The organism is Sphingomonas lacusdianchii (genome assembly GCF_022664395.1).
GTDB classification, from domain to species: Bacteria; Pseudomonadota; Alphaproteobacteria; order Sphingomonadales; family Sphingomonadaceae; genus Sphingomonas; species Sphingomonas lacusdianchii.
The window spans coordinates 1-21,774 of record NZ_JAKRET010000030.1 but is presented as its reverse complement, the minus strand read 5'-3'; the positions used below and the strand labels follow the sequence as shown (position 1 = coordinate 21,774).

The 21,774-nt window shown below is 65.6% G+C and carries 25 protein-coding genes and 1 pseudogene; 7 read left to right on the top strand and 19 right to left on the bottom strand.

Going from position 1 to position 21,774, the window contains the following annotated elements; genetic code table 11:
• Window positions 1-117: 117 nt before the first annotated feature.
• Window positions 118-504 carry a DUF6118 family protein gene (locus tag MF607_RS21140; protein ID WP_242122086.1) on the top strand — a complete coding sequence of 129 codons (387 nt, stop codon included), beginning with the start codon at window positions 118-120 and terminating at the stop codon, window positions 502-504.
• 62 nt (window positions 505-566) lie between these two features.
• Here MF607_RS21140 and MF607_RS21135 read toward each other — a convergent pair whose 3' ends face one another.
• The 12 genes from MF607_RS21135 to MF607_RS21080 form a co-directional block, all read right to left on the bottom strand.
• Window positions 567-980: a hypothetical protein gene (locus tag MF607_RS21135; protein ID WP_242122085.1), complete on the bottom strand. Its 414-nt coding sequence runs from the start codon at window positions 978-980 to the stop codon at window positions 567-569.
• A 221-nt stretch (window positions 981-1,201) separates the two neighbouring features.
• Window positions 1,202-1,510 carry a hypothetical protein gene (locus tag MF607_RS21130; RefSeq protein WP_277926034.1) on the bottom strand — a complete coding sequence of 103 codons (309 nt, stop codon included), beginning with the start codon at window positions 1,508-1,510 and terminating at the stop codon, window positions 1,202-1,204.
• Window positions 1,511-1,542: 32 nt separating this feature from the next.
• Window positions 1,543-2,553, bottom strand: coding sequence for a chemotaxis protein CheB (locus MF607_RS21125; RefSeq protein ID WP_242122084.1), 1,011 nt, complete (start codon window positions 2,551-2,553; stop codon window positions 1,543-1,545).
• 62 nt (window positions 2,554-2,615) lie between these two features.
• Window positions 2,616-3,056 carry a chemotaxis protein CheW gene (locus MF607_RS21120; protein WP_242122083.1) on the bottom strand — a complete coding sequence of 147 codons (441 nt, stop codon included), beginning with the start codon at window positions 3,054-3,056 and terminating at the stop codon, window positions 2,616-2,618.
• A gap of 23 nt (window positions 3,057-3,079) precedes the next feature.
• Window positions 3,080-3,445, bottom strand: a complete 366-nt coding sequence (locus tag MF607_RS21115; RefSeq protein WP_242122082.1) for a response regulator — start codon at window positions 3,443-3,445, stop codon at window positions 3,080-3,082.
• Window positions 3,446-3,473: 28 nt separating this feature from the next.
• Entirely contained in the window at window positions 3,474-4,019 is a 546-nt protein-coding gene (locus tag MF607_RS21110; RefSeq protein WP_242122081.1) for a chemotaxis protein CheD, read from the bottom strand.
• Complete coding sequence (locus tag MF607_RS21105) at window positions 4,016-5,044, bottom strand: protein-glutamate methylesterase/protein-glutamine glutaminase (RefSeq protein WP_242122080.1); 1,029 nt, start codon at window positions 5,042-5,044, stop codon at window positions 4,016-4,018. The genes MF607_RS21110 and MF607_RS21105 overlap by 4 nt, the downstream gene beginning before the upstream one ends.
• Window positions 5,041-5,898 (bottom strand): CheR family methyltransferase, encoded by an 858-nt coding sequence (locus MF607_RS21100; RefSeq protein ID WP_242122079.1) that lies wholly within the window; start codon window positions 5,896-5,898, stop codon window positions 5,041-5,043. The genes MF607_RS21105 and MF607_RS21100 overlap by 4 nt, the downstream gene beginning before the upstream one ends.
• Before the next feature lie 2 nt (window positions 5,899-5,900).
• Window positions 5,901-8,150 carry a chemotaxis protein CheA gene (locus tag MF607_RS21095; protein ID WP_242122078.1) on the bottom strand — a complete coding sequence of 750 codons (2,250 nt, stop codon included), beginning with the start codon at window positions 8,148-8,150 and terminating at the stop codon, window positions 5,901-5,903.
• Between the two features lie 16 nt (window positions 8,151-8,166).
• The gene (locus tag MF607_RS21090; protein ID WP_242122077.1) at window positions 8,167-8,430 is read right to left on the bottom strand and encodes an STAS domain-containing protein; all 264 of its coding nucleotides are present in this window, start codon (window positions 8,428-8,430) and stop codon (window positions 8,167-8,169) included.
• A 35-nt stretch (window positions 8,431-8,465) separates the two neighbouring features.
• On the bottom strand, window positions 8,466-9,899 hold the full coding sequence (locus MF607_RS21085) for a methyl-accepting chemotaxis protein (RefSeq protein WP_242122076.1): 1,434 nt from the start codon (window positions 9,897-9,899) through the stop codon (window positions 8,466-8,468).
• A 258-nt stretch (window positions 9,900-10,157) separates the two neighbouring features.
• The gene (locus MF607_RS21080) at window positions 10,158-10,355 is read right to left on the bottom strand and encodes a hypothetical protein (protein WP_242122075.1); all 198 of its coding nucleotides are present in this window, start codon (window positions 10,353-10,355) and stop codon (window positions 10,158-10,160) included.
• Window positions 10,356-10,499: 144 nt separating this feature from the next.
• Between MF607_RS21080 and MF607_RS21075 the strand changes: the two are divergent.
• A pseudogene (locus tag MF607_RS21075) lies at window positions 10,500-11,137 on the top strand (recombinase family protein).
• 23 nt (window positions 11,138-11,160) lie between these two features.
• Here MF607_RS21075 and MF607_RS21070 read toward each other — a convergent pair.
• Both MF607_RS21070 and MF607_RS21065 read right to left on the bottom strand, forming a co-directional pair.
• Window positions 11,161-12,591 (bottom strand): transposase, encoded by a 1,431-nt coding sequence (locus MF607_RS21070; protein ID WP_488803481.1) that lies wholly within the window; start codon window positions 12,589-12,591, stop codon window positions 11,161-11,163.
• A gap of 178 nt (window positions 12,592-12,769) precedes the next feature.
• Entirely contained in the window at window positions 12,770-13,348 is a 579-nt protein-coding gene (locus tag MF607_RS21065; protein WP_242122073.1) for a helix-turn-helix domain-containing protein, read from the bottom strand.
• A 147-nt stretch (window positions 13,349-13,495) separates the two neighbouring features.
• Between MF607_RS21065 and MF607_RS21060 the strand changes: the two genes are divergently transcribed.
• Window positions 13,496-14,089, top strand: coding sequence for a recombinase family protein (locus tag MF607_RS21060; RefSeq protein WP_242122072.1), 594 nt, complete (start codon window positions 13,496-13,498; stop codon window positions 14,087-14,089).
• A gap of 300 nt (window positions 14,090-14,389) precedes the next feature.
• Here MF607_RS21060 and MF607_RS21055 read toward each other — a convergent pair whose 3' ends face one another.
• On the bottom strand, window positions 14,390-14,593 hold the full coding sequence (locus tag MF607_RS21055) for a recombinase family protein (RefSeq protein WP_242122071.1): 204 nt from the start codon (window positions 14,591-14,593) through the stop codon (window positions 14,390-14,392).
• Between the two features lie 155 nt (window positions 14,594-14,748).
• Between MF607_RS21055 and MF607_RS21050 the strand changes: the two genes are divergently transcribed.
• A complete protein-coding gene (locus MF607_RS21050) occupies window positions 14,749-16,092 on the top strand; it encodes an IS1182 family transposase (protein WP_242122087.1) in 1,344 nt (447 codons plus the stop codon).
• Window positions 16,093-16,195: 103 nt separating this feature from the next.
• Here the strand turns inward: MF607_RS21050 and MF607_RS21045 are convergent, their stop codons facing one another.
• Genes MF607_RS21045 through MF607_RS21035 form a run of 3 tightly spaced genes read right to left on the bottom strand, consistent with a single transcriptional unit; the run spans window position 16,196 to window position 17,847 of the window.
• Window positions 16,196-16,537, bottom strand: a complete 342-nt coding sequence (locus tag MF607_RS21045) for a Rap1a/Tai family immunity protein (RefSeq protein WP_088183015.1) — start codon at window positions 16,535-16,537, stop codon at window positions 16,196-16,198.
• A 3-nt stretch (window positions 16,538-16,540) separates the two neighbouring features.
• Complete coding sequence (locus MF607_RS21040) at window positions 16,541-17,473, bottom strand: DUF1259 domain-containing protein (protein ID WP_242122070.1); 933 nt, start codon at window positions 17,471-17,473, stop codon at window positions 16,541-16,543.
• Window positions 17,474-17,490: 17 nt separating this feature from the next.
• Window positions 17,491-17,847, bottom strand: a complete 357-nt coding sequence (locus MF607_RS21035) for a Rap1a/Tai family immunity protein (RefSeq protein WP_144036355.1) — start codon at window positions 17,845-17,847, stop codon at window positions 17,491-17,493.
• Window positions 17,848-17,931: 84 nt separating this feature from the next.
• Here MF607_RS21035 and MF607_RS21030 point away from each other — a divergent pair, with 84 nt between their 5' ends.
• From MF607_RS21030 to MF607_RS21020, 3 genes are all read left to right on the top strand, one after another.
• A complete protein-coding gene (locus MF607_RS21030) occupies window positions 17,932-18,891 on the top strand; it encodes a chromate resistance protein ChrB domain-containing protein (RefSeq protein ID WP_242122069.1) in 960 nt (319 codons plus the stop codon).
• Window positions 18,892-18,903: 12 nt separating this feature from the next.
• The gene (gene chrA, locus MF607_RS21025) at window positions 18,904-20,133 is read left to right on the top strand and encodes a chromate efflux transporter (RefSeq protein ID WP_083956697.1); all 1,230 of its coding nucleotides are present in this window, start codon (window positions 18,904-18,906) and stop codon (window positions 20,131-20,133) included.
• 66 nt (window positions 20,134-20,199) lie between these two features.
• A complete protein-coding gene (locus tag MF607_RS21020; RefSeq protein ID WP_083956696.1) occupies window positions 20,200-20,895 on the top strand; it encodes a DUF2490 domain-containing protein in 696 nt (231 codons plus the stop codon).
• Between the two features lie 81 nt (window positions 20,896-20,976).
• Here MF607_RS21020 and MF607_RS21015 read toward each other — a convergent pair whose 3' ends face one another.
• Window positions 20,977-21,621: a DUF6118 family protein gene (locus tag MF607_RS21015; RefSeq protein ID WP_242122068.1), complete on the bottom strand. Its 645-nt coding sequence runs from the start codon at window positions 21,619-21,621 to the stop codon at window positions 20,977-20,979.
• Window positions 21,622-21,774 lie beyond the last annotated feature (153 nt).

The following is a 21,774-nucleotide window of genomic DNA, read 5'->3' as shown; positions in this document are numbered from 1 at the left end:
GCCTCAAGGTTGGCAAGACCGCGCTCTACAAGGCGCTTGAAGACGTAGCAGCAAAAGCGAAAGCCTGATGTTCTAGCTACGTTCGCCCTTGGCGTACGTAAATGTCACTTTCGTGCAGTGACCCCTATCTTGCAGGGCGTCACCGCGTCGGCGCGGCGTGCCGAGGATCAGAAGCGGTGGGTGATGCTGGCGGCGATCGGCGGGATCGTTGTCGGCATGGCCCTGTGGGCGGTGTTCGCCGGCATCGTCGCGCGCGCCGTGCCCGCGAGCTGGCAATGGCCGGAGAAGATGGCGGCGCGTACGCTCGCCATGCCGATGTGGGAAGGCGGCCAGCGCATGATGCAGGCCGGCGACGCGCAGGCGTTCGCCAACGTCACCGCTGCGAACCGGCTGGTGATCGCCAACCGCTCCGCGCTGGCGGGATGCGCGAAGCGCGCCGACCGGACCGGCAATCTAGTGCAATGCTCGATTGCTGTCGAGCCGACGCGGATAGGCCGGCGATAATCTTCGTGAAGGCGCGAGGGTCGAGCGTACTTCTCTGAAGCTTTGTCAGCCTGAGGTGGCCATCAAACAATAATTGCGAACATCCGGGCGGCTGGTTCGTAAAGCTCTTTTTCCAACAATTCTGTGTGGGGTTTCACCCGCGCTACCAACGCGCATACTTCTGCTGCATAGCGCGAAAAGTCGGCTTCAATCGCTGTCGTCGGCCAGCGGGAAACGTGCTGCGAATAGATGAGGCGCAGTTCGCGCTCGCTGTTGACGACGCGCTCGAGGCCGGGGAGTTGTCGGCGCATGTCAAAGTCGAGCTTGGCCATGACCGCCTGGACACTGGCGAGCATGTCCTTGCTTGCTCCGGCAAATGACATACGCAGCTGCCCAAATCCCACTGGGATGCCTCCGCTTTGCACCGCGTCGCGTAGTGCATGGGCGGCCGCGATCGTCTCGGCGTGCAGCTGTTTCTGTTTCGATGACACTATCATTCTGCCCCTCCGAAGGCTTGGTTGACCGATACCCTCATGCGCCTTGCCAATGGGCACCACATCAACGCGCTCGGCGACCTCATGGCGTGGACATACGCCGCCCACGTGGCGAATTAACACCGCTTACCGTTGATCTTCTCGGGCTTGTGCTTCTTCGAAGGTATTCGCATTCCCTTCCTCGATCCAGACCATTACTCGATACATCACTCAGACGAGGCAGCTCACCCAACTATCTGTCCGGGGCAATCCCGAATCACATGTGCAGCGACAACCGGGGCCGGTTCGCCCGCCATCGCGGCGCGGATGCGGTCTGCCATCTCTTCCAGCGTCACGCCCGCCACTGCTGCGTCCGGATCGTCGATCCCGCGCAGGACGTCGGCGATCGCAAGCTGCGACTGGGTGAGCTGGTCGATCTTCTGCAAGCTCGTCATGTGCCGCCGCAGCGTCGTCTCGTCGGCGCCGAGATCGTAGGCGAGCTCGCCCAGGATGTTGGACGCGAGGACGAGTTCCTCCGCCAGCGCATCCAGCAACGACACTCCACGCGACAATACAGGCGCGTGCATCATTTCGAGCACATCTTCAGGATGGTTGCGGAGAGTGCGTTCGACGCGACCGGCTGCGCCGCGAAGCCGCGCTCCAGCGTGAAGCCGCCGCCCGTTTCCGCCGGTGAGAAGGCATTGCTGCCGGCGCCGAGCAGCGCCTTGAGCCCGCCGCCGCCATCCTCGCTTCCGTCGATCAGCAGGACGCCGACCGCTTCCCGGGCCGCCGCTTTCGCGGTTGCGGCGAATAGGAGGGAGATGGACGGGCGCTCGCCCGCAACCGGCTCGCGCGGGAGCAAGCGGATGCGGCCGTTCGGCCACGCATCCACGACCATGTGATTGTCGCCCGACGGCGCGAAATAGATCTTGCCCTGCTCGATCGCCATGCCGTCCGTGGCGACCACCACCTCCGGCGCGACGTTCTGATTGAGCTTTTCGACCATGCCCTCGACCAGGCCGACGGCAAGGTGCTGCACCACCAAGGTCGGCGGGCAATTGGCCGGGAAGGCGCCGAACAGCTCAAACAGCGCAGCCGTGCTCGATGCGTCGCCGCCGACGACCAGCGGTCGGCCGTTCCAGTCGATCGGCGGGGCGGCGGTGGGCTTCGCGGCTTCGGTGCGCGGACCGCACAGCTCGGCACCCTTGGCGGCCTTGATGCGCTTGCCCAGCTTGGCGATGATCGCGTCCAGCTCCTTCGGCGCCGCCACGCGCGGCTTGGGGAAGCAGTCGATCGCGCCTAGCCGCAGCGCCTTGATCGAATCCGCCGCCCCGTCCGTCGTCCGGGTCGAGAACATGATCACGGGCATCGGCTTGGATTCCATGATCTCGGCCAGATAGTCGATGCCGCTCATGCCGGGCATCTCGACGTCCAGCGTCATCACGTCCGGACGGAGTTGCGAAACCAGGTCGCGCGCTTCCGCCGCGCCGTCCGCTAGGCCGACGACCTCGACGTTGGGAATACGTTCGAGCGCACCCGATATGAGCGCGCGCATGGTGAGCGAATCGTCGACCACTAGGACTTTGGTGGCAGCCATCTTCGATATCTTTCGGGAGCTAGAGTGAGCGTTTGGGGGGCGAATAAGGACAAGAAAGGAGGTCAGGCGGCTTCGGCGACCGGCGGCTGCTCGACCAGGCGATCGAGCGCGAGCACCAGGATCATGCGATCCTCGATCGTCGCCAGCCCTTCGAGGAAGCGGGCGGCTTCCGCCTCGCCCATGTCGGGCAGGCCCTGCATCACCTCGGCCGGGATCGTGACGATGTCGTTCACCGCATCGACGATAATGCCCTGCAGCTGGTTGCCGATCCGAACGACGATGATCACGTGACGCGCGGTCGGGTCGGTGACGCCCCAGCCGAGGCGGCAGCGCAGGTCGATCACGGGCAGCACCACGCCGCGCAGGTTGACCACGCCCCGCACGTGCGAAGGCACGTTGGGCAGCGGCGTCGCTGGCGACCATGCACGGATCTCGCGGATCGCCATGATGTCGACGCCCAGGATCTGGTCGTCGAGCTGGAAGGTGATCAGTTGGCGGGTCATCGGAACTTACTCCTCGAAGGAATTCAGTGGAGGACGCGGCGGATCGCGGTCGCCAGCTTGTCGGGATGGAAGGGCTTGACGATCCAGCCGGTCGCACCCGCGTCGCGGGCGCGCTGCTTCTTCTCGTCCGAGCTCTCCGTCGTGAGCACCAGGATCGGCAGGCCGCGCCTGCCCTGCCCGCGCACCTCGGAGATCAGGCCGAAGCCATCCATCCGCGGCATGTTGATGTCGGTGATCAGCAGGTCCGGCTCGAGGCCGTCCAGCTTCTCCAGCGCGTGGACGCCGTCTTCGGCTTCGACCACGCTGTAGCCCAAGTCGGTGAGGGCTATGCGCAACAGCATCCGCATGCTGGGCGAATCGTCCACGGTGAGGATCGTCTTGGCCGTCATTGAAGGCTCCTGGATGCAATATCGGTCATCAGAAGAATTCCACGTCGCCGATCGATGCGGGCGGTGCCGCCGGCTTGCGTACGATCGGCGTGGGCATGGAATCGGCAATGTTGCGGCAGCGGGCGAGGCCCAAAGCAGCGCGAAACTCGACCCGGCGGGCGCCGGTGCCGCCTACATCCTCGCCCACGAGCGGGATGCGCTCGTCGCGCAGGAAATCTCGGGCAAAGGCGATGTTGGTCCCGCCGATGTTGCGGAACCCCTGCCGCATCGTCGCGCCGCCGAAGATGCGGGCCTTGATACGGTGACGTGTCGCGCCCATCGCGAGCATCGCATTGATCAGCACTTCCATCGCATAGACGCCGTAGCGCTGCATCGAAGCGCCGTCGGACGCGGTGCCGTCGGCCAGCAGATAGTGGTTCAGCCCCCCCACCTGCACGACCGGATCGTAGAAGCAGGCGGCGATGCAGCTTCCGAGCACCGTCGTCAGCACCACGTCGCTCTGGTCGGAAACCTGCGTCTCGCCCTGGGCGACGGTGATGCGGCGAAAGCCGTCGCGTGCGGTAAGCGCGCTCATGCCGCGCACTCCGCCAGCAGGCGCGGCGCGATCCGGCGCAGCGGCAGCTGCTCGGTGACGGCACCGATTTGGAATGCAACCGCGGGCATGCCGTAGACCACGCTCGTCGCCCGGTTCTGGCCGAGGGTGATCGATCCCGCGCCACGCATTGCCTTCAGGCCCTCCGCCCCGTCCCCGCCCATCCCGGTGAGGATCGCGCCGACCGCATCGGCGCCGGCAAGGCGGGCGACCGAATAGAACAGGCGATCGACCGATGGACGATGGCCGTTGACCTTGTCGCCTTCGATCAGCCAGCAGTCCCGCCGGCGGCCTTCGCCGCCGATCTCGAGATGCCGGTCGCCGCCGGGCGCGAGGTAGATCTTGCCCACCTCCAGCGGCGCGCCGGCGCGCGCCTCCTCCACCTGCGGCGGGCACAGGCGATTGAGCCGGGCCGCGAAGCTCGCGGTGAAGCTGGCCGGCATATGCTGCACGATCACGGTCGGCGGGCAGTTGGCCGGAAAGTCGGCCAGCAGCGCGATCAGCGTCTCGACCCCACCGGTCGAGGCGCCGATCGCGATCATGCTGCCGGGCCGCGGCGCGTAGTCGGCGCGAGGCGGCGGCGAGGCCGGACGCTCAGCCGGCGCATAGCGGCGCGAGCGCGATGCGGCGCGCACCAGTTCGGACAGGCCCGGGCCGGGGAAGGTGCCGGGTGCACCGCGCAGCCGCGCCTTGTCGAAACAGTCGAACGCGCCCAGCTCCAGCGCGGCCAAGCTGACGTCGGCGCCCTGCGAAGTGAGCGTCGACAGCATCACGACCGGGGTCGGCCGCAGCCGCATCAGCCGCTCGAGGAAATCCAGCCCGTTCATGCCGGGCACCTCGACATCGAGCGTGACGACGTCGGGGTCGAGCGCCTTGATCTGTGAGCGGGCCTCGTTCGCGTCCCTGGCGATGCCGATCACCTCGATATCAGGGTCGGCCGCCAGCTTGGAACGGATCAGGGCTTGCATCGTCGACGAATCGTCGACGATTAGGGTTCGCACGGTCATGCCGCCACCTTCAGGTACGCGGTGCGGCCGACGCATTGGAAACGCTTCTCGACGCCGCCGACAAGCCGTTCCGAATGACCGATATACATCATTCCACCAATTTCCAGTCGATCGGCAAGCCGCGACTGGAGCCGCGCCTTGGTCGGTTCGTCGAAATAGATCATCACGTTGCGGCAGAAGATCGTGTCGAACTGCCCCTGCATCGGCCATTCGCCGGGGAGGTTGAGCGGGCGGAACGCGATCGCGTCGCGCAGTGCCGGGTCGATCGCCAGCGCGTCGCTCTTGCCCTTGACCCACGCATTGCGCAGCGCGGGCGGCACGGTCTTGAGCGTCTGCGCAGAATATCGGCCCTCGCGCGCCGTCGCGAGGACGCTGGGCGAAACGTCCGTGGCGAGCATGCGCAGGTCGCCCTTGAGCAGCCGTTGCGCGGCGCCGCGGTCGCTGCCCAGCATCGCCATCAGCCAGGTATAGGGTTCCTCGCCGCTCGAGCAGGCCGCCGACCACAACCGCACGCGGCCGCCCTTGGCGAGCCGTGCCGACAGAGCGGGCCACAGCCGCGCGACGAAATCGTCGAAATGGTGGTTCTCGCGGAAGAAGCAGGTGTGGTTCGTGGTCAGCGCGTCGATCGCGCGGGCACGTTCCACGTCGTCGCTCTGGATCAGCCGCACATAGGCGCTGATGCTCTCGACCCCGCAGGCCCGTGCGCGCGGCGCCAGTCGCCCGTAGACGAGCTGCGCCTTGCCGTCGGGAAGGAGGATTCCGACTTCCTCATAGACCAGGGACGCGACCGCCTGGTGATCGGCGGAGGTGTAAGCGAACTCACGCGCCCGCTCCGTAGTGGCAAGCGATGCCATGATCAGGCGGCCTTTGCCATCGCGCCGCGCGCCGGGCCGCCGCGGGCGGTCAGCGAGTCAACGTCGACGATCAGCGCAACGCGGCCGTCGCCGAGGATGGTTGCACCCGCAACGTCGTTGAGCGCCTGGAAATTGGCCTCCAGGCTTTTCACGACGACCTGGCGCTGGTCCTGGATCGAGTCGACCAGCAAAGCTGTCTGGCCCTGGTCGCCATCGACCACGATCAGTACGGCCTTCTTGGGGTCGCGCTCCGCATCGACGATGCTGAGATGGTCTGCGATCGCGAGCACGGGCACATAGGCGCCGCGCACGTCCAGGAACGAGCCGTCCGGGCCGAAGCGGTTGAGCACGTCGTCGGTCGGCCGAAGGCTTTCGACGATGTGGCCGAGCGGGATCACCAAGGTCTGCGCGCCGACCGTCACGATCATTCCGTCGAGCACGGCCAGGGTCAGCGGCAGGCTCAGCGAGAAGCTCGATCCCATCCCGTCGCGCGACTGGATGTTGATGCGGCCGCCCAGCGCCTGGATATTCTTGCGCACGACGTCCAGGCCCACCCCGCGTCCGGACACGTTGGACACGACCGCTGCGGTGGAAAAGCCCGGTGCGAAGATCAGATTGTCGATCTCCTCGTCGCTCAGCGTCGCATCGGCGTGCATGATACCGCGCTCGACTGCCTTGGCGCGGACCCGAGCCCGGTCGATCCCCTTGCCGTCGTCGGCCACGGTGATCACGATCCGGCCGGACTGATGCGCGGCCGACAGCCGCACCACGCCTTCGGGCGACTTGCCCGCAGCGATGCGCTGCTCGGTGGATTCGAGGCCATGGTCGACCGCATTGCGGATGAGGTGGGTCAGCGGCTCGCCGATCCGCTCGACCACGGTCTTGTCGACCTCGGTCATCTCGCCATCGACTTCCAGGCGGACGCGCTTGCCGGTTTCGCCTTCCAGCTCGCGGATGATCCGCGGCACGCGACTGAAGACCGTCTTCATCGGCTGGGCGCGAATCGCCATCGTCGATTCCTGGAGCTCGCGCGTCAGGTTTTCGAGATCGGTCAGCTCGGGCGTTCCCCCCAGGTCCTTTTCGGACAGGCGCTGCGCGAGCATCGCCTGGGTGATGACCAGCTCGCCGACCAGGTTCACCAGCCGATCGAGCTTGTCGAGATCGACGCGGATCGTTTGCGCGGTCGGCGCCGGCGCCGTCTTCGACGCGCTGCGCGCATCGTCGGCGGCAGGCATGGCGGCAGGGGCAGCGGATGGGGTCGCGGCAGGGGGTGCGACCGGCGCGACCGCAGGCGCTGCGGCGGCGGGCTGCGTTTCGACCGGCTCGACCTTCGCCTCGGGCGTGGGAATCTCGATCGATGCCAGGAGCGCATCCATGTCGACCATGACGTCCGGAACGGCTGGCGCCTCCGCGGCTGCCGGCGCACCGGCGATCGGCCCGCGCTCGAGCGAGATCGCGCACGCATCGGTGAACTCGAACACGGCGCGGATATCGTCTTCCGCGACATAGGCCGGAAGCGATACCTCCCAGTAAAGATAGGCGTATTCCGGGTCGAGCGCGTCGAGGCTCGGCAGGGTCGAGCAGTCGCACGACGTCACCAGCCCGCCCAGCAGCGACAGTTCGCGCAGCAGCAGCAGCGGCTCCGCGCCATGATCGAAGGCATTCGCAGTCGGACGATAGGTCAGGCGCCAGCTATCGATAGCGACCTGGACCGAGGCGGCCACGTCGTCGGTGGACGCCTCTGCGGTCGTCGCCTCGGCGAGAGCCGGAGCCACTTCGCCCAGCATCGCCATCAGGTCGTCGAAATCGTCCGAGGAGGCTGCGGCCGGGGCCGCGGGTGCCTCCTGCGGCGCGGCGACTGCGGTGGCCGCTATGCTGCCACCTGTGGCGGCCGACAAACGATGGAGCATCGTAGCGTCGTCGGGTACCGCGTCGCCGTCGCGCGCGGCCGCGACATGGTCCGCGAGCAGGTCGAACGCCGCCATCACCAGGTCGAGCAGTTCGGACGTCAGGTCGAGCGTGCCGTTGCGCACGAGGTCGAGCAACGTCTCATACTGGTGCGTGTAGGCCCGGAGCCGTTCGTGCCCGAAAGCGCCGGCGCCGCCCTTGATCGAATGTACGCAGCGAAAGACGCCGTTGATCGTCTCTGCATCGCGGTCACCCGCGCGCAGAGCGGCGAAATTGCCTTCCATGCCTGCGAGGCCTTCCTCGCATTCCTGGAAGAAGATCTGCTGGATCGCATCGAGGTCCATGTGCAGCGTTCCTGGATCAGTTGGCGACGAGGGCGTCGAGGCCCGCGAGCCTCGTCATCTCGGTAAGGGCGGCGCTCGGCTTCTGGATGTTGAAGCCGAGGCCGGCGAGTTCGGCCGTCGAACGGGCCGCCACGAGCACCTGCAGGCAGGCCTGCCCGGCGCGCTCCACATGCTCGGCGTCGATGACGAGCGGCTGCCCGGTTTCGATCGCCTTGCGCAGTGCCACGCGCAGCGAGCCGGCAGCAGCGGTGTCGAGCACCGCATCGAGAATGATGGTCATGGCGTGATCCCTGTCGAACGGTTGGGTGCGACTGGTCAGAATTCCGACCAGTCATCTTCCGCCACCGCCAGCGCGGCCGATCCACTGCCTGCCGCGACCTTGCGGCGCGAGGTGCGCGCAATGTCGCGTCCGGCCTTGGCTGCACGGCTCTGGAGATCGTGCACCACCGTCGGGGTGGATGCGGCGCGTTCGGTGCCGTCGAGGCGGAACCGGGCGACCTGGCGGGCCAGTTCGTCAGCTTCCTCGGCAAGACTGCGCGCGGCTGCGGTCGCTTCCTCGACCATCGCGGCATTCTGCTGCGTAACGCCGTCCATTTCGGACACGGCGGTGTTGACCTGCTGGAGGCCGGTTGCCTGCTGCTCGGCGGAGGTGGCGATCGTGCCCACCAGCGCGCTGATGTCGCTGATGCGGACGATGATGCGCTGGAGCGCCTTGCCGGTCTCGCTCACAAGCTCGACGCCGACCTCGACCTGCTCGGACGACGTCATGATCTTGGACTTGACGTCCTTGGCGGCATCGGCGGAGCGCTGGGCCAGTGCGCGGACTTCGGACGCGACGACGGCAAAGCCTTTGCCGGCATCGCCCGCACGCGCCGCTTCGACGCCTGCGTTGAGCGCGAGCAGGTTGGTCTGGAACGCTATACCGTCGATCACGCTGATGATGTCGCTGATTTCGGTCGAAGCGCGCTCGATCCCGTTCATCGCCTCAACCGCGCGGCGGACAACGTCGCCCGACTGCTCGGCTTCGGCACGCGCTTCGCTCACCACCGCATTGGCGCGGCTGGCGCCGGCGGCGGTTTCGCGTACGGTGCCGGTGATCTCGTTCATTGCCGCAGCCGTCTGCTCCAGGCTGGCGGCCTGCTGCTCGGTGCGCTGCGACAGATCGTCGGACGCCTGACGGATGTCGCTCGCGCCGTTGTTGATGCCGCTGGTCGCCTCGCCGACCGCTGCCATCACCTCGGCAACCGCGTCCATCGCGCGGTTGAAGTCGGTGCGAAGGCGCTCATACTCGGCCGGGAACGGCGCATGGATGCGATGGCTGAGGTCGCTGGTGGCAAGCTTCGCTAGGCCGGTGCCGAGCTCGTGGACGATATGCTCCTGCGCGGCCGCTGCGTTTTTAACGACCTCGCCGTTGGTGCGGAACACGTCCATCGCCTTGGTCATCCGACCGACACAGTCGCGATGATCGGTAAAGGCGATCGGGCTGTCGAGATCGCCGGCAGCCAGACCCTCCATGCGCACGACCGTGCCGACATAGGGATCGCAGACCAGTTTCTTCGACGCCTGGGCGAGCACCATGATCACCAGAAGCGCCGCGCCCGCCGCTGCGGTGAGCGGAAGCGGCTCGCCATATCCGTTCAGCGCCATCCAGGTGGTCGTGACCGGGACCGCGCCCAGCGCGGTGTAAGTGCCGAACAAAATGTCAAACTTGCGCCGAATGGGCGCATTCTTCTTGAACCAACCGATCACCTGCGATCTCCTGATGGAAATGACTCCCGAATTCGCCTCACCGCTTACGGGAACAACTCCCCACCCTTTTATCCAAAGATCGATAAAAAAAATTTAAGCCCATCGTTCGGCTGCCAGTATGGCCGAGTGTGCTACATTCGCATCCTCCACTCGCGATTGCCGGCTGCGGCAGCAACTCGTCGAAGTAGACAGCACACTACCTGCTCATGCCGAGATGATCGCGCATGGATCCGAGCTGCTGCAACTGACCCTGACGCGTCAGGTGTAACAGCGGTTCGGCATTGCGCTCGCGCGCGTCGGTGGAGGCTCGGCTGAGGCGATGCGCCAAGTCTTCGGCGAGATCGTGGTTCCGCCGATCAGCGTCAACGGCGCGCCCGGCTTGCTTTCCTTCGCTCGAACCAGTCGGCGATGGTGCATAACTTGCTGCAAATCATTTGAGCCGATGAAATGAATCACTTGCGCTGCTACAGCCAGAAAAACGGCCGGTTTTCTGGCGGTCGAGGATTTTGCCTCCTCAGCGCATTCCGAAGATCGGAAAACCCGTTGCGGAAACCACCGGCACATTGCAGGGTACCGGATGTCTTTTCTGGCAGGGTAACGATGCTCATCGGATATGTGAGGGTGTCCAAAGCTGACGGCTCGCAGACGCTGGCACCCCAGCGCGATGCGTTGCTCGCTGCCGGCGTCGATCCTTCGCGGATCTATGAAGACCTCGCGTCGGGGCGGCATGACGCCCGCCCCGGGCTGACCGCGTGCCTGAAGGCACTGCAGCCCGGCAACACTTTGTCCTCTGGAAACTCGATCGTCTCGGGCGCGATCTCCGACATCTGGTCATCACGGCCGAGGCGCTCCGGGAGCGTGGCATTGGCCTGAAGGTGCTGGCGGGTGCCGGCGCGCAGATCGACACCACGACTGCCAACGGCCGCCTCGCCTTCGGCATCTTCGCAGCCTTCGCCGAGTTCGAGCGCGAGCTCATCGCAGAGCGGACTCAGGCGGGACTTGCCGCGGCACGCGCGCGGGGACGGATGGGCGGTCGGCCGCGTAAGATGGACAAGGCCACCCTTGCGATGGCTGCGATGTCCGATCGCAACGCGGTCGCGGCCGACGTCGCGCGCCGCCTCGGCATGACGACCACAACGCTCTATATGTATGTGAACGGCGACGGCACACCCAAGGCGCCGGGCCAGGCGCTGCTTGATGGCGTGCCGTACCGCAAAGAACGACTGCGCGCCGCGTGATGAATCACGCCGCGCCTCAGCGATTAGGCATATCGTCGAGCAAGAGAGGCGATAACGTCGTGTTCAATCGACCGGGCCGAAATCGCAGCCGGCGTCAGCGCTGCGGGGACGCATACTCCCCGGCGCGGCTTGCCCGTCAGCCGCTGGGGCCGCGCCAGGATCATCAGATTTATCACCGACGCGCCGATCAGGAATTCTTCCTCCGCTCCCCGGATGCCGCGCAGGTGAAGTCGCCTCATGCCATGCTTGCCTTTGGCGTCAGCGAAGAACCGCTCGACCCCGCGCCGCAATCGCATGGATCGCTTGAAGAGCCCGGTTTCCAGTTCGGCTCTCGCGAGATCCCGGGCGTCCTCATGGTCGAGACGAACCAGCGTGCGACGTCGCGCCTTCGTGCATGTCTTTCGAAGCACACATGCTTCGCAGTCCCGTGCATCGGCGGCATAGCGGTGTACGCCAGTGGGCAGATGGAACGTGTGGTGCCAGAGCGTCTTGCCGATCGGACAGGTGAAGCTGTCAGTGTCACGGTCGTAGCTGAATGCCGATCGCGGCAGCTTGCCCTTCGTCTGCTGCGTGCGGTCGATCACCGGGATGTGCGGCGTCGCGCCATGATCCCGCACGAACCCAAGGAAGCCGGCGCTGCCATAGGCCTTGTCGGCAGCGACCCGCTTGGGGTGATAATCAAAGCGATCCGCGGCTCGTCCGAGCATGACACGACCGGCATCGACCTCCTCGGCAAAGCGAGCCGGGGTCGCCTCGACGTCAAGCGCAACGCCGCTCGGCGTGTCGACGAGCGCATTCAGCGCATAGCCGAACCGCGCGCGACCTGGGCGCGCCGACCAAGCTGCGGCGGGATCGGTTCGCGAAACGCCCTCGAAGTCCTTCGAGCCGCCAGGCTTTGTGCTGACACTGCCCTGATCGCTCAGCCACTCCCGGACGGGACGACCGGCGTTCGCTACATAGGGCAAATAGCCAGGCACGGTCTTGCGCTGCCAGCACGCATCAGCCTCAATGAACGAGGCGTCGATCGCGGCGTCCTTGCCTCCGACCAGACCCTCCCCGATGCAGCGGCGCACCGTGGCCTCGAACAGCTGCCGGAAGACGCCGGCGTCGCGGAAGCGTCCATGCCGGTTCTTGCTGAACGTCGAGTGGTGCGGAACCTTGTCTCCCGGCGCGAGGCGGCAGAACCAGCGATAGGCAAGATTGTAGCGCAACTCCTCGCACAGGCGCCGCTCGGACGTGATCGCGTAGATGCGGCCGATCAGGGTCATGCGGATGAGCAACTCGGGATCGATCGATGGCCGCCCACGCGCGCTGTAATGACCGGCCAACGCTTCTCTCAGCTCGCCAGTATCGAGACACCGATCGATGCGGCGCAAGAGGTGGCCTGCGGGCAACACGGCTTCTATGGTGTGACGGGACGCCCCTCCCCGCCCACCGCGACAGGCTGGTCCCATCATAGCGGCGCTCCTCACGGTAGGGGTGAAACGAAGGAGCAACCCGGCATGTCCGGCATTTTTCAACAGGCCCGTCCGGTTGTGACACCGGCGCACCGCTCCAGCTTTTCCTGTGGATGTCAGCGCTGATTGGCACGTCATTGTCAGAGCTAAATGGCATGTTGCCATCCGGCGATGATCAGAAGGTGCATCTATAATAGTGGCCGAATAAGTGACTGACCCGGCCCGCACATTGCTCGCCGAAGCCGTTCTCGGAGGCGACGGGATGTTTATGCTCCGCGATGGGCAAAGCGATTTCATCGGTTGGATCGTGGAGGAGGAAGGTATTTGGGCCACTAGCTAACCCAACCGACCAGTCGTAAGCCGCAAAGCGATCATCTGCCGGCGTCGATGACGATCCGAGTTGCCCGATGCCAAGCTGGACCGTGAGTGCCGCATGTACGCAGTCAAGGCCGGCGAGCCGGCGATGAATGGTTGCGATCGAAGGTGGCGGCTTCGCCAGGGCCATACCTTCGATCGGCTCGACCAGCGCTTTGGGGAACGTGCGCGTGCCCACCTCTGGTCGCGGAGGGCGCGCGAGCCCGGCCGGGCCATCCGCCCGGTATCGCGCCAGCCAGCGCCGGGCGGTGCGGATCGGGATGCCGGCCTTCTCGGCTGCGTCCACCAGCGGCACGGCATCATGCAGATGCGGTCGCAGCACGGCCATGCGCTTCGCGACCTCGGCGCTTCCTATCTCCGGTCCTCGATCATCCGCCATGGTGATCGCCCCTGTCCGATAGAGGATCGTTCAGCGGACCCGCCCCGGTCGGTTGCCCGACCCATGGAAAACGACCGGATGCCGAGTCTCACATAGATAGTACCATATCTTTTGCGGTGACGGGGCCTTATACGTTACACTCTGGCCATGACGCACACGCTGATCGGCTATGCCCGCTGCTCGACCGATAAACAGGACCTCGCTGCGCAGCACGACGCGCTGCTCAAGCTTGGGGTGGCGGCCGATCGCATCTACACCGACAAGGGCTTCACCGGCACGAACCGGGATCGCCCCGGCCTCGACCAAGCTCTCGCGGCGGTGCGGAGCGGCGACACGCTGGTGGTGCCGAAGCTCGACCGGCTTGCCCGCTCGGTGCCAGATGCGCGCGCAATCGGTGACGGCCTCGCCGCCCGTGGGGTGAAGCTCCAGCTTGGGGCCAGCGTCCACGATCCGGCCGACCCGATGGGCAAGCTGTTCTTCAACATCCTTGCTACCTTCGCCGAGTTCGAGGCGGACCTCATCAAGCTCCGCACTCGTGAGGGCATGGCGGTCGCGCGCGCCAAGGGGAAGCTGCGCGGCAAGAAGCCCAAGCTGTCCGATCGGCAGCAGAAGGAACTTCGCCGCATGTACGACACCGACGACTATTCAATCAGCGACCTGGCCGAGCTGTTCTCGATTTCGCGCCCCACCGTGTACCGAACTTTGGGTCGCCAGCCTATCACACCTGCGAAGGCAGCATGATTGAGGAGGATCGGAGTGATAAGCCTTGTTTTGCTCGACTTACTGTTTTTGCTCGTTGCGTCACTTGCGTGGTGGCAGTTCACACGTTCTCTGCGGTCGGGCAAGGCTCGCATCAAGGGGTGGACATTTGACCGAGAAGCAGAGCCTTTCCATTATTGGTCTAACACGATCATGTTTGGAATAGCTGGATTGATGACGACTGGGCTAGGCGCAGTTCTGCTATTCGCGCTCATCATTGAGGCGTAAAAGCCTTCGGCCTTTGGGTGGGCTGTGCCGTTTATCGCTGACACCACGTGCCAATCAGCGCTGACATCTACACCACACCACGAACACGTCGCCGGGCCTCAACGCGCCGATCGCGCGCGCCAGCTCGGGACGGTCAGCTCGGCCACCCGATGCCTCCTCCTGGTAGATGGGATCGCACCCCGCATCGCGGAGCGCGCGAAGCTGCGGGTCTATGTCCTGGGAGTCGCCTCGCGACACGCGGGCATAGCCAATTTCCATGCCTTCATTCTGGCACGGGGTTGTGACACCTGCAAACCCTTGGAAAAGCTGGGGCAGGGTGGCGGTGTCACAACCGACCGAGACTGTTGAAAAACGCGTGCTTGCGACGACGAGGAAGGCGTGATTCACTCCTGCCAGGCGGCGGGAGTATGGACATGATGGGTCGGCAGGTGGCGCAAGGCGCGCTGTTCTACGGTTTCCGGCTCGACGATCATGTGCCTGCCGACCACCTTCTCCGGCGCATCGACGGCGTGCTGGACCTCGGCTTCGTGCGTGCGGCGCTGGCAGCGAGCTACAGCGCGAGCGGTCGACCCTCGATCGATCCGGAGCTGATGCTCAGGATGCTGCTTGTCGGCTACCTGTTCGGCATCCGCTCGGAACGGCGCCTGTGCGAGGAAGTGCATCTCAACCTCGCTTATCGCTGGTTCTGCCGGCTCGATCTGGGCGACCGAGTGCCCGACCATTCCACCTTCTCCAAGAACCGGCACGGCCGCTTCCGCGCCTGCGACTTACATCGTCTGCTATTCGAGCAGGTAGTCGCGCGGTGCGCCGCGGCCGGGCTGGTAACGGGGCGCGACTTGGCGGTGGACGGCAGCACGATCATGGCCGACGCCAGCCGCGAGAAGAAGCTGAAGGGGGCCGTCGCCGCAGACGAGCTTCGTGCCGGGGAAAGCATATCGCGACCCGTCGCCGAATATCTGGCGGCGCTCGATGCCGCGTTGCCGCCGGACCCCGACGAACCAGCGCCCGTCGATCCGACCAGCATCTCGCCGACCGACCCGCAGGCGGCGCTGACCTGCAAGCACGGACCGGCGCGCTACGCATACGCCATTAACCCCCTGCTCGACCTCGACACCGACTGCATCCTCGACGTGGAGGCGACGCCCGCCCGCTTCGCAGCCGAGGTGGCGGCGACCCGGACGCTGGTGTCACGCGCCGGCACCAGGCTGGGCATCGAACCCGAGAGCCTCGCGGCTGACAAAGCATATGGCAGCGGCCCGTTGCTCGGCTGGCTAATCGACCGGAAAATCACCCCGTACATCCCGGTCATCGACCGCAGCCGCCAACGCGACGCCTTCTTCACCCGTGATGCTTTTCGCTATGACCGCGAGGCCGATACCTATCGCTGCCCGGCCGATAAGCCGCTCGGCTATTGCGGCACCAAACGCGCCAACCAAGTTCGCGTATACCGAAGCCATGTTGCCGATTGTGCTGGCTGCGAACTGAAGCCCCGATGCACCGTCAGCCGGAAACGCAGCATCACCCGCCTCGTCAGCGAGGATGCCCGCGATGCCGCGCGCGCCCTTGCCGGCACCGACGCCTATGTGCACGCGCGGCGTCGAAGAAAGCGGATCGAGCGCGTGTTCGGCCACCTGAAACGCAACTTGGGGCTACGAACGCTCAAGCTGAGAGGCCTCGCCGGAGCAGCTGAGGAGTTCTCCATGGCTGCCGCGGCATACAACCTCCAGCTGCTGGCCCGGCAGGCCGCGCCGGCCTGATACGCGGCGCATCCTCCGGTGCCCGGCGTCACCTGTCATCCACCACGCTGATCCCACGCGATCCTTTTTCAACAGTCTCGACCGGTTGCGACACCAAATATCGTTATTGTGGTGAGTTCGACCGACAGGGCCAAGTCTCGCTCATTGCGCGCTCTGCGCCCGCCATCATGTGCTTGTCGTGGAAGTAGGTGTTGACATCCGCCCAGCGCACATAGGCGGTCCGTAACCGATGACGATTGTAACGAGGTGGATCACAGACCCTCTGCTGGGCGATCATCATGTCAACTATGCCCTGGAGGTAAGCTCCGCAGCCCGGCTCGCCTGCCCGGCAGCTCGTGAGCAGCGCCAGACCCTGCATATCGCTTGGTGTTTCGTCTTGAGCGAGCGCGCCTGTAGGCGCCAGCGCGGCTGCGGCGAACAGCGCCGTCCACCAGTTCCGTGTCATAGGTCAGCTCCGTTGCACATTCGTTTTGTCCAATGCTGCACGGAGCCCGCGTGCGAGCTTCTGAGCATCGTCGTTCGCCCAGAAGTGCATGAAGAAGAGCCGGGGCTGGTCATCCAGCATGTGATTATGGAGCGCGGTCACCTCGATGCCGCCAGCGCGTAGCGCGCGGAGCACGGGATCGACCTCGGCCGCGGTGAGCACAAAGTCGCCGGTGATCGCCGCCCGGCCGGAGCCAGTCGGCTGAAAGTTGATCGCGGTCGCGGTGCCCATGGACGCTGGCGCGGGCATGCCGCCATCGCTCAGTTTCTCCGCGCGCGGAAAGCTGAACTGATACACGCCGCCGTTGGGCTTGCCCTTGCCATCCATCAGCCGGTCGAGCGCGGCGGTGTCGAGGGCGATTGGCGGCGACGAGCCCGCGCCAGCGGACGGCGGCTGCGAGTCCCTTGATGGTGCCGTCATCGGTGTACGGCTGGCGGCGAGCGCTTCGCGGAGGGCGGTCGCGAGCTTCACGGGGTCACCATGGCCGCCGATGTGCATGTACATGGTCGCGGGCGCGGAACGGAGCAGATGGTTGTGGAGCGCGGTGATCGTGAAGCCGGATGCCAGCAAACGGCTCATGACCGGATTTACCTCCTCATGCGTCAGCACGAGGTCGCCCATGATCATTACTTGGTCGCCCATGGGGTGGAACGCCGCCCAGGAGCCGAGGGCGAGCGCCGGCTTGATTGTCACACCGTCGAGCTGAACGTTCAGATCACTGCGGGGGAAGCCATAACGGCGAACACCATCGGGCTGCGTCGTTCCGGCTCGGCCAAGGCTCTTGTCCACGAGCGCCCACCTGTCGCGGTTCGCCTCGGGCGGTGCCGCTTGCGGGTTTGTCTGGGCGGCGGCTGGCGCAGCGAGCGCGATCGCCAGCGGGAGCAACAAGTGACGCAATGCTTCTCTCCTCGATCTCAATTGGTTTGTCGGCATGGGAAGCGTTGGCGTAGCGTCATCGTCACACCCGCCAACCGGGGCAGGTTGGCTGCATGACGGTTCTCTGCCGCCCACGCCAGGAAGATACGGCTCAGCTCGTCCGCTTGAACGCCTCGCCCGCAGATTCCGGCTTCGCTGCCGCCGTTGCCGAAAGCGGAAAGCGTCTCAGCGGCACCAGCGAGATACGCCTCGCAGCGGCCGTTCGCCTTCCTGTTCGTCTCGTCGGCACACGTCCGGTAGAACTGCGCTACCGTCTCATAGCGTGGTTGGGCCGGGGCAGACGAGGCCGCTGAGCACGGCAGCATGGCGGCAGTACCTGATCCAACGGCACGCATCGCGGTCTCCTCCTCCAAGTTTTAGCTCATCCAAGTAAACGATACAAGTGTACGTTCGTTGCGTCACTATGTTACAGGTGCTTCATGCCTGATGTTTCCTCGCCTGAGCCGCGCGACTGGCTGCTGCTGATCCCACAGCTTCCGTCCAAGCCCGCCTATCTGCGCGTGCGGGTATGGCGGCGCTTGCAGGCGATGGGAGCCGCCCCGCTCAAGAATGCCGTCCACGCGCTCCCTGCTCGCGACGACACCCGCGCGCTCTTCGAGGAACTCAGAGCGGAGATCACCGCCGGGGGCGGCGAGGCGCTGATCCTGGAGGCCCGGCTGGTCGAGGGGATGGTTGACGCGGAGCTTCGCGCCTTGTTCGACGCAGCCCGCGACGCGGATTACGAGGAGTTGGCGCGCGAAGCGCGGACGATCGCCGAGGCGGAATACGTGTCGTCAGCCGACGTTCGGCGCCTGCGTAAGCGCCTGGACGAGATCGCAGGGGTCGACTTCTTCGGGGCGCACGGACGGCAGGCGGCGGACGCCGCGATGACCCAAGCGGAGGGTCGCGCCGGCCGCCACCCCGACGTGAGCGGACCGGGAGCGCCGGAGCTGACGCCCGTGGAGCTGAAAGGCCGCACTTGGGTCACACGCCGTCACGTGCATGTCGATCGCATCGCGTCGGCCTGGCTCATACGTCGGTTCATCGACCCGAGCCCCAGCTTCAAGTTCGTGGATGGCAAGGACTACCAGCCCGAGCCCGGCGAGCTTCGCTTCGACATGGCGGACGCGGAGTTCACACACGAAGGCAACCGCTGCACCTTCGAAACGCTGACATATCGGACGGGGCTCGATGGCGATCAGGCGCTCGTTGCGCTTGCCGAGATCATCCACGACCTCGACATCGCCGACGACAAGTTCGGTAGGCCGGAAACCGCCGGCATCGCTGCGCTCATCAACGGCATCTGCGCGGGCACCGACGTTGACGTTGAGCGCATCGCCCAAGGGTCAGGCGCGCTCGACGGCTTCTACGCACATTTCACCAAGCGACGCGGCGCATAAGGGGAGCAGGACATGTCAAGCATCGAACATCCTGTCCCGGCGGGCGCGGCCCTGGATGAAGCCCGGCCGCCAGAGCTAAGTTATCCCGCGCTATTCCTGCGCTTCTTGCGCTTCGGCATGATGGCGTTCGGCGGACCCGTGGCACAGATTGCAATGATCCGGCGCGAACTGGTGGACGAGGAGCGCTGGATACCCAGCGACCGGTTCAACAAGCTCCTCGCGGTCATGCAGGTGCTCCCCGGGCCCGAAGCGCATGAACTCTGCGTTCATCTCGGCATCCGCGCCAAAGGACGGCTGGGGGGCCTTCTCGCAGGACTCGGCTTTATGTTGCCGGGCCTCGTGCTCATGCTCGCGCTCGCCTGGGCGTACACGCGGCTCCCGATCCAAGGAACGCTCCTCGGAGCCGCATTCCTAGGCGTCCAAGCAGCGGTGATCGCCGTCATTGTCCGCGCGGTCCATCGCATCGGTGAGCACATCTTGCTCGACCCGTGGCTGTGGGCCGCAGCAATTGCGGCGGCGGCTACATCGCTCGCTGGCGTCAGCTTCTGGATCGTGCTTCCGGCGGCCGGCGCGGCCTACGCGCTCGGCTCCACCGGGCGCTACGCCTTGGCTACGGTCGTGGTGTCTCTCGCAGTCGGCATGGCGGCCCTCACCTGGGGGGGAGGCCCGGAAGCCACGGGAGCCGCTGCCGGCGCTCTGGGACCCGCTCCCACCACCGCCGCCCTGTTCTGGGCCGGGTTGAAGGGCGGGCTCCTCACCTTCGGCGGAGCCTACACCGCGATCCCGTTCATCCGGAACGACACGGTGGGACGGGGCTGGATGACCGACGCGCAGTTCCTCGACGGACTTGGCCTTTCGGGCATCCTGCCGGCTCCGCTCGTCATCTTCGCCACTTTCGTCGGTTGGATCAGCGGCGGGCTCGCGGGCGCGCTAGCGATGACGGCTGGCATGTTCCTTCCCGCCTTCGCCTTCTCGCTCCTGTTATACGATCGGCTGGAAGCCGTGGTCGAGCACAAGCGGTTGCAGCTCTTCCTTGCTGGGGTGGCGGCCGGCGTTGTCGGCCTGATCGTGGTGACGGTCCTCGACCTCGCCCGGACTACGGCCGCGCGCACCCCGAGCCTAGTCACCAGCGCGCTCATCTTCGCTGTCGCGCTCGGGGTCATGTACCGCTGGAAGAACAAGCTCGCCACGCCCGTCGTGCTGGCGATCGGGGCTGCGATCGGCGTGGTTGGCCTGAGCTAGTCGACAAGCCACCGCAGCCCAGAGCCTCACCATCTCTAGTCCAATCCATCAAGGGGAGCAGAGCCGATGAAGATGCCGGTCCTTCGACAAATGTCCTTTATGCTCGCTTGTGTCGGGAGCGCTTCCCTCTGTACTCCCGCTCATGCGCAGGACGACACGCAAGCATGGGGCGCAGTAATCGCTACGGGTCCAGTACGCGGTGACCTATTCCTGTGGCTTGAAACGCAGGCCCGTGCGACCGATGATGTCGGGGGAGGCAGCCAATTTATAGCAAGGCCGGCGATCGGCGCGCGGATCGCACGCGACGCTCACGCAATCGCCGGTTACGCCTACATTCGCACCGATCCTGCTAATGGCCAGACAGTCAATGAACACAGGCTCTGGCAGCAGGTCCAGTTCGCCGCTGTTCGGGGACGGGGCGGAGCTCCGCTGGTTATCAGCCGCACGCGGCTCGAACAGCGTATGATCGAGGGCCGAGAGGACACCGGATGGCGACTGCGCCAGTTCGTTCGGTTGCAGGTGCCGATTGCGCGCGAAGGGGCGGTGCAGGCGGTCGCCTTCACCGAGGGGTTCTTGAATCTGAACTCGACGATCTGGGGCGCTCGTGACGGGGTGGACCAGTGGCGCACTTTCGTCGGCATTGGTGTACCGGTCGCGCACCGGGTGCGGATAGAGCCAGGCTATCTGAACCAACGCGTGTTTCGACGGGGAGAGGATCGTACCAATCACGTGTTGAGTGCAACTCTGTTCGTCGGGCTTTAACAAAAGCACACAGGCACGGTGGTGAAGTCGGCAAGTTCGGTTCGCCGTCACAATCCAGCTGATTCCGGGTACTCTCCACGCCTATCGCTGCTCTTCCGGCTTTATCCTGATTGTACAACTCACTGCCTTGCCCGTCTTGATCGCGGCCTTCTCGCACCTTTCGATCATTTCGCGATTCGCCGTCACAATTTTATCGCCCGCGACGATCGCGCTAAACGCGGTCGAGCTGGCGCTCTGCATCATCCGCTGCCCTGCTTCCCAACGGGGAAGGTCGAGCGTCCGTGCCGCCATTCGCTCGGGCCATTGCCAGCTCGCCGGCGCGACCTCGCGCGCGACGAGGCCGGGCAGGATCGCCCATGCAAGGATGCCCGCCGCCGCGCCGCCCAGCCCGAACCATAGCTGCCGGTTCTTCTGGTCCGCCCGTGTCCATGCGGACCCGGCGACGGCGCGAAGCTCGGCCATGATGCGGGCCTTGTCCTCGCCCGCTTTGGCGAGCGCCGCCTGGTCCTCACGCCGTGCGGCGTTGCCCGCTGCGGCGATCCGCTGCGCCATCTGCTCGGGCGTCATCGCCAGCGCCGGACTCCGCGCGATCACGTCATTGATGACCGCGATCCGGTCGGCCGTGGCGTCCACGCCTTGCTGCATCCGCCCCAGCGTCTCGGTATAGTCCGGCACGTCGATATGCGCCCGCTCGGCCGCCAATCCCTCCACGGCACGGCGTAGCAACGCCAGCTCGCGGTCCTGGCCTTCTAGGGGTCGGTTCCGGCTGAGGGCGAAATGACACCCTAAGCGGACTGACTGGGTTGGGGGTAGGCGGCATTCGCGACGCCCGTGAAACTGGCTATGCAGCCCTGACAGGCCGTGTGATGTATGAGCATG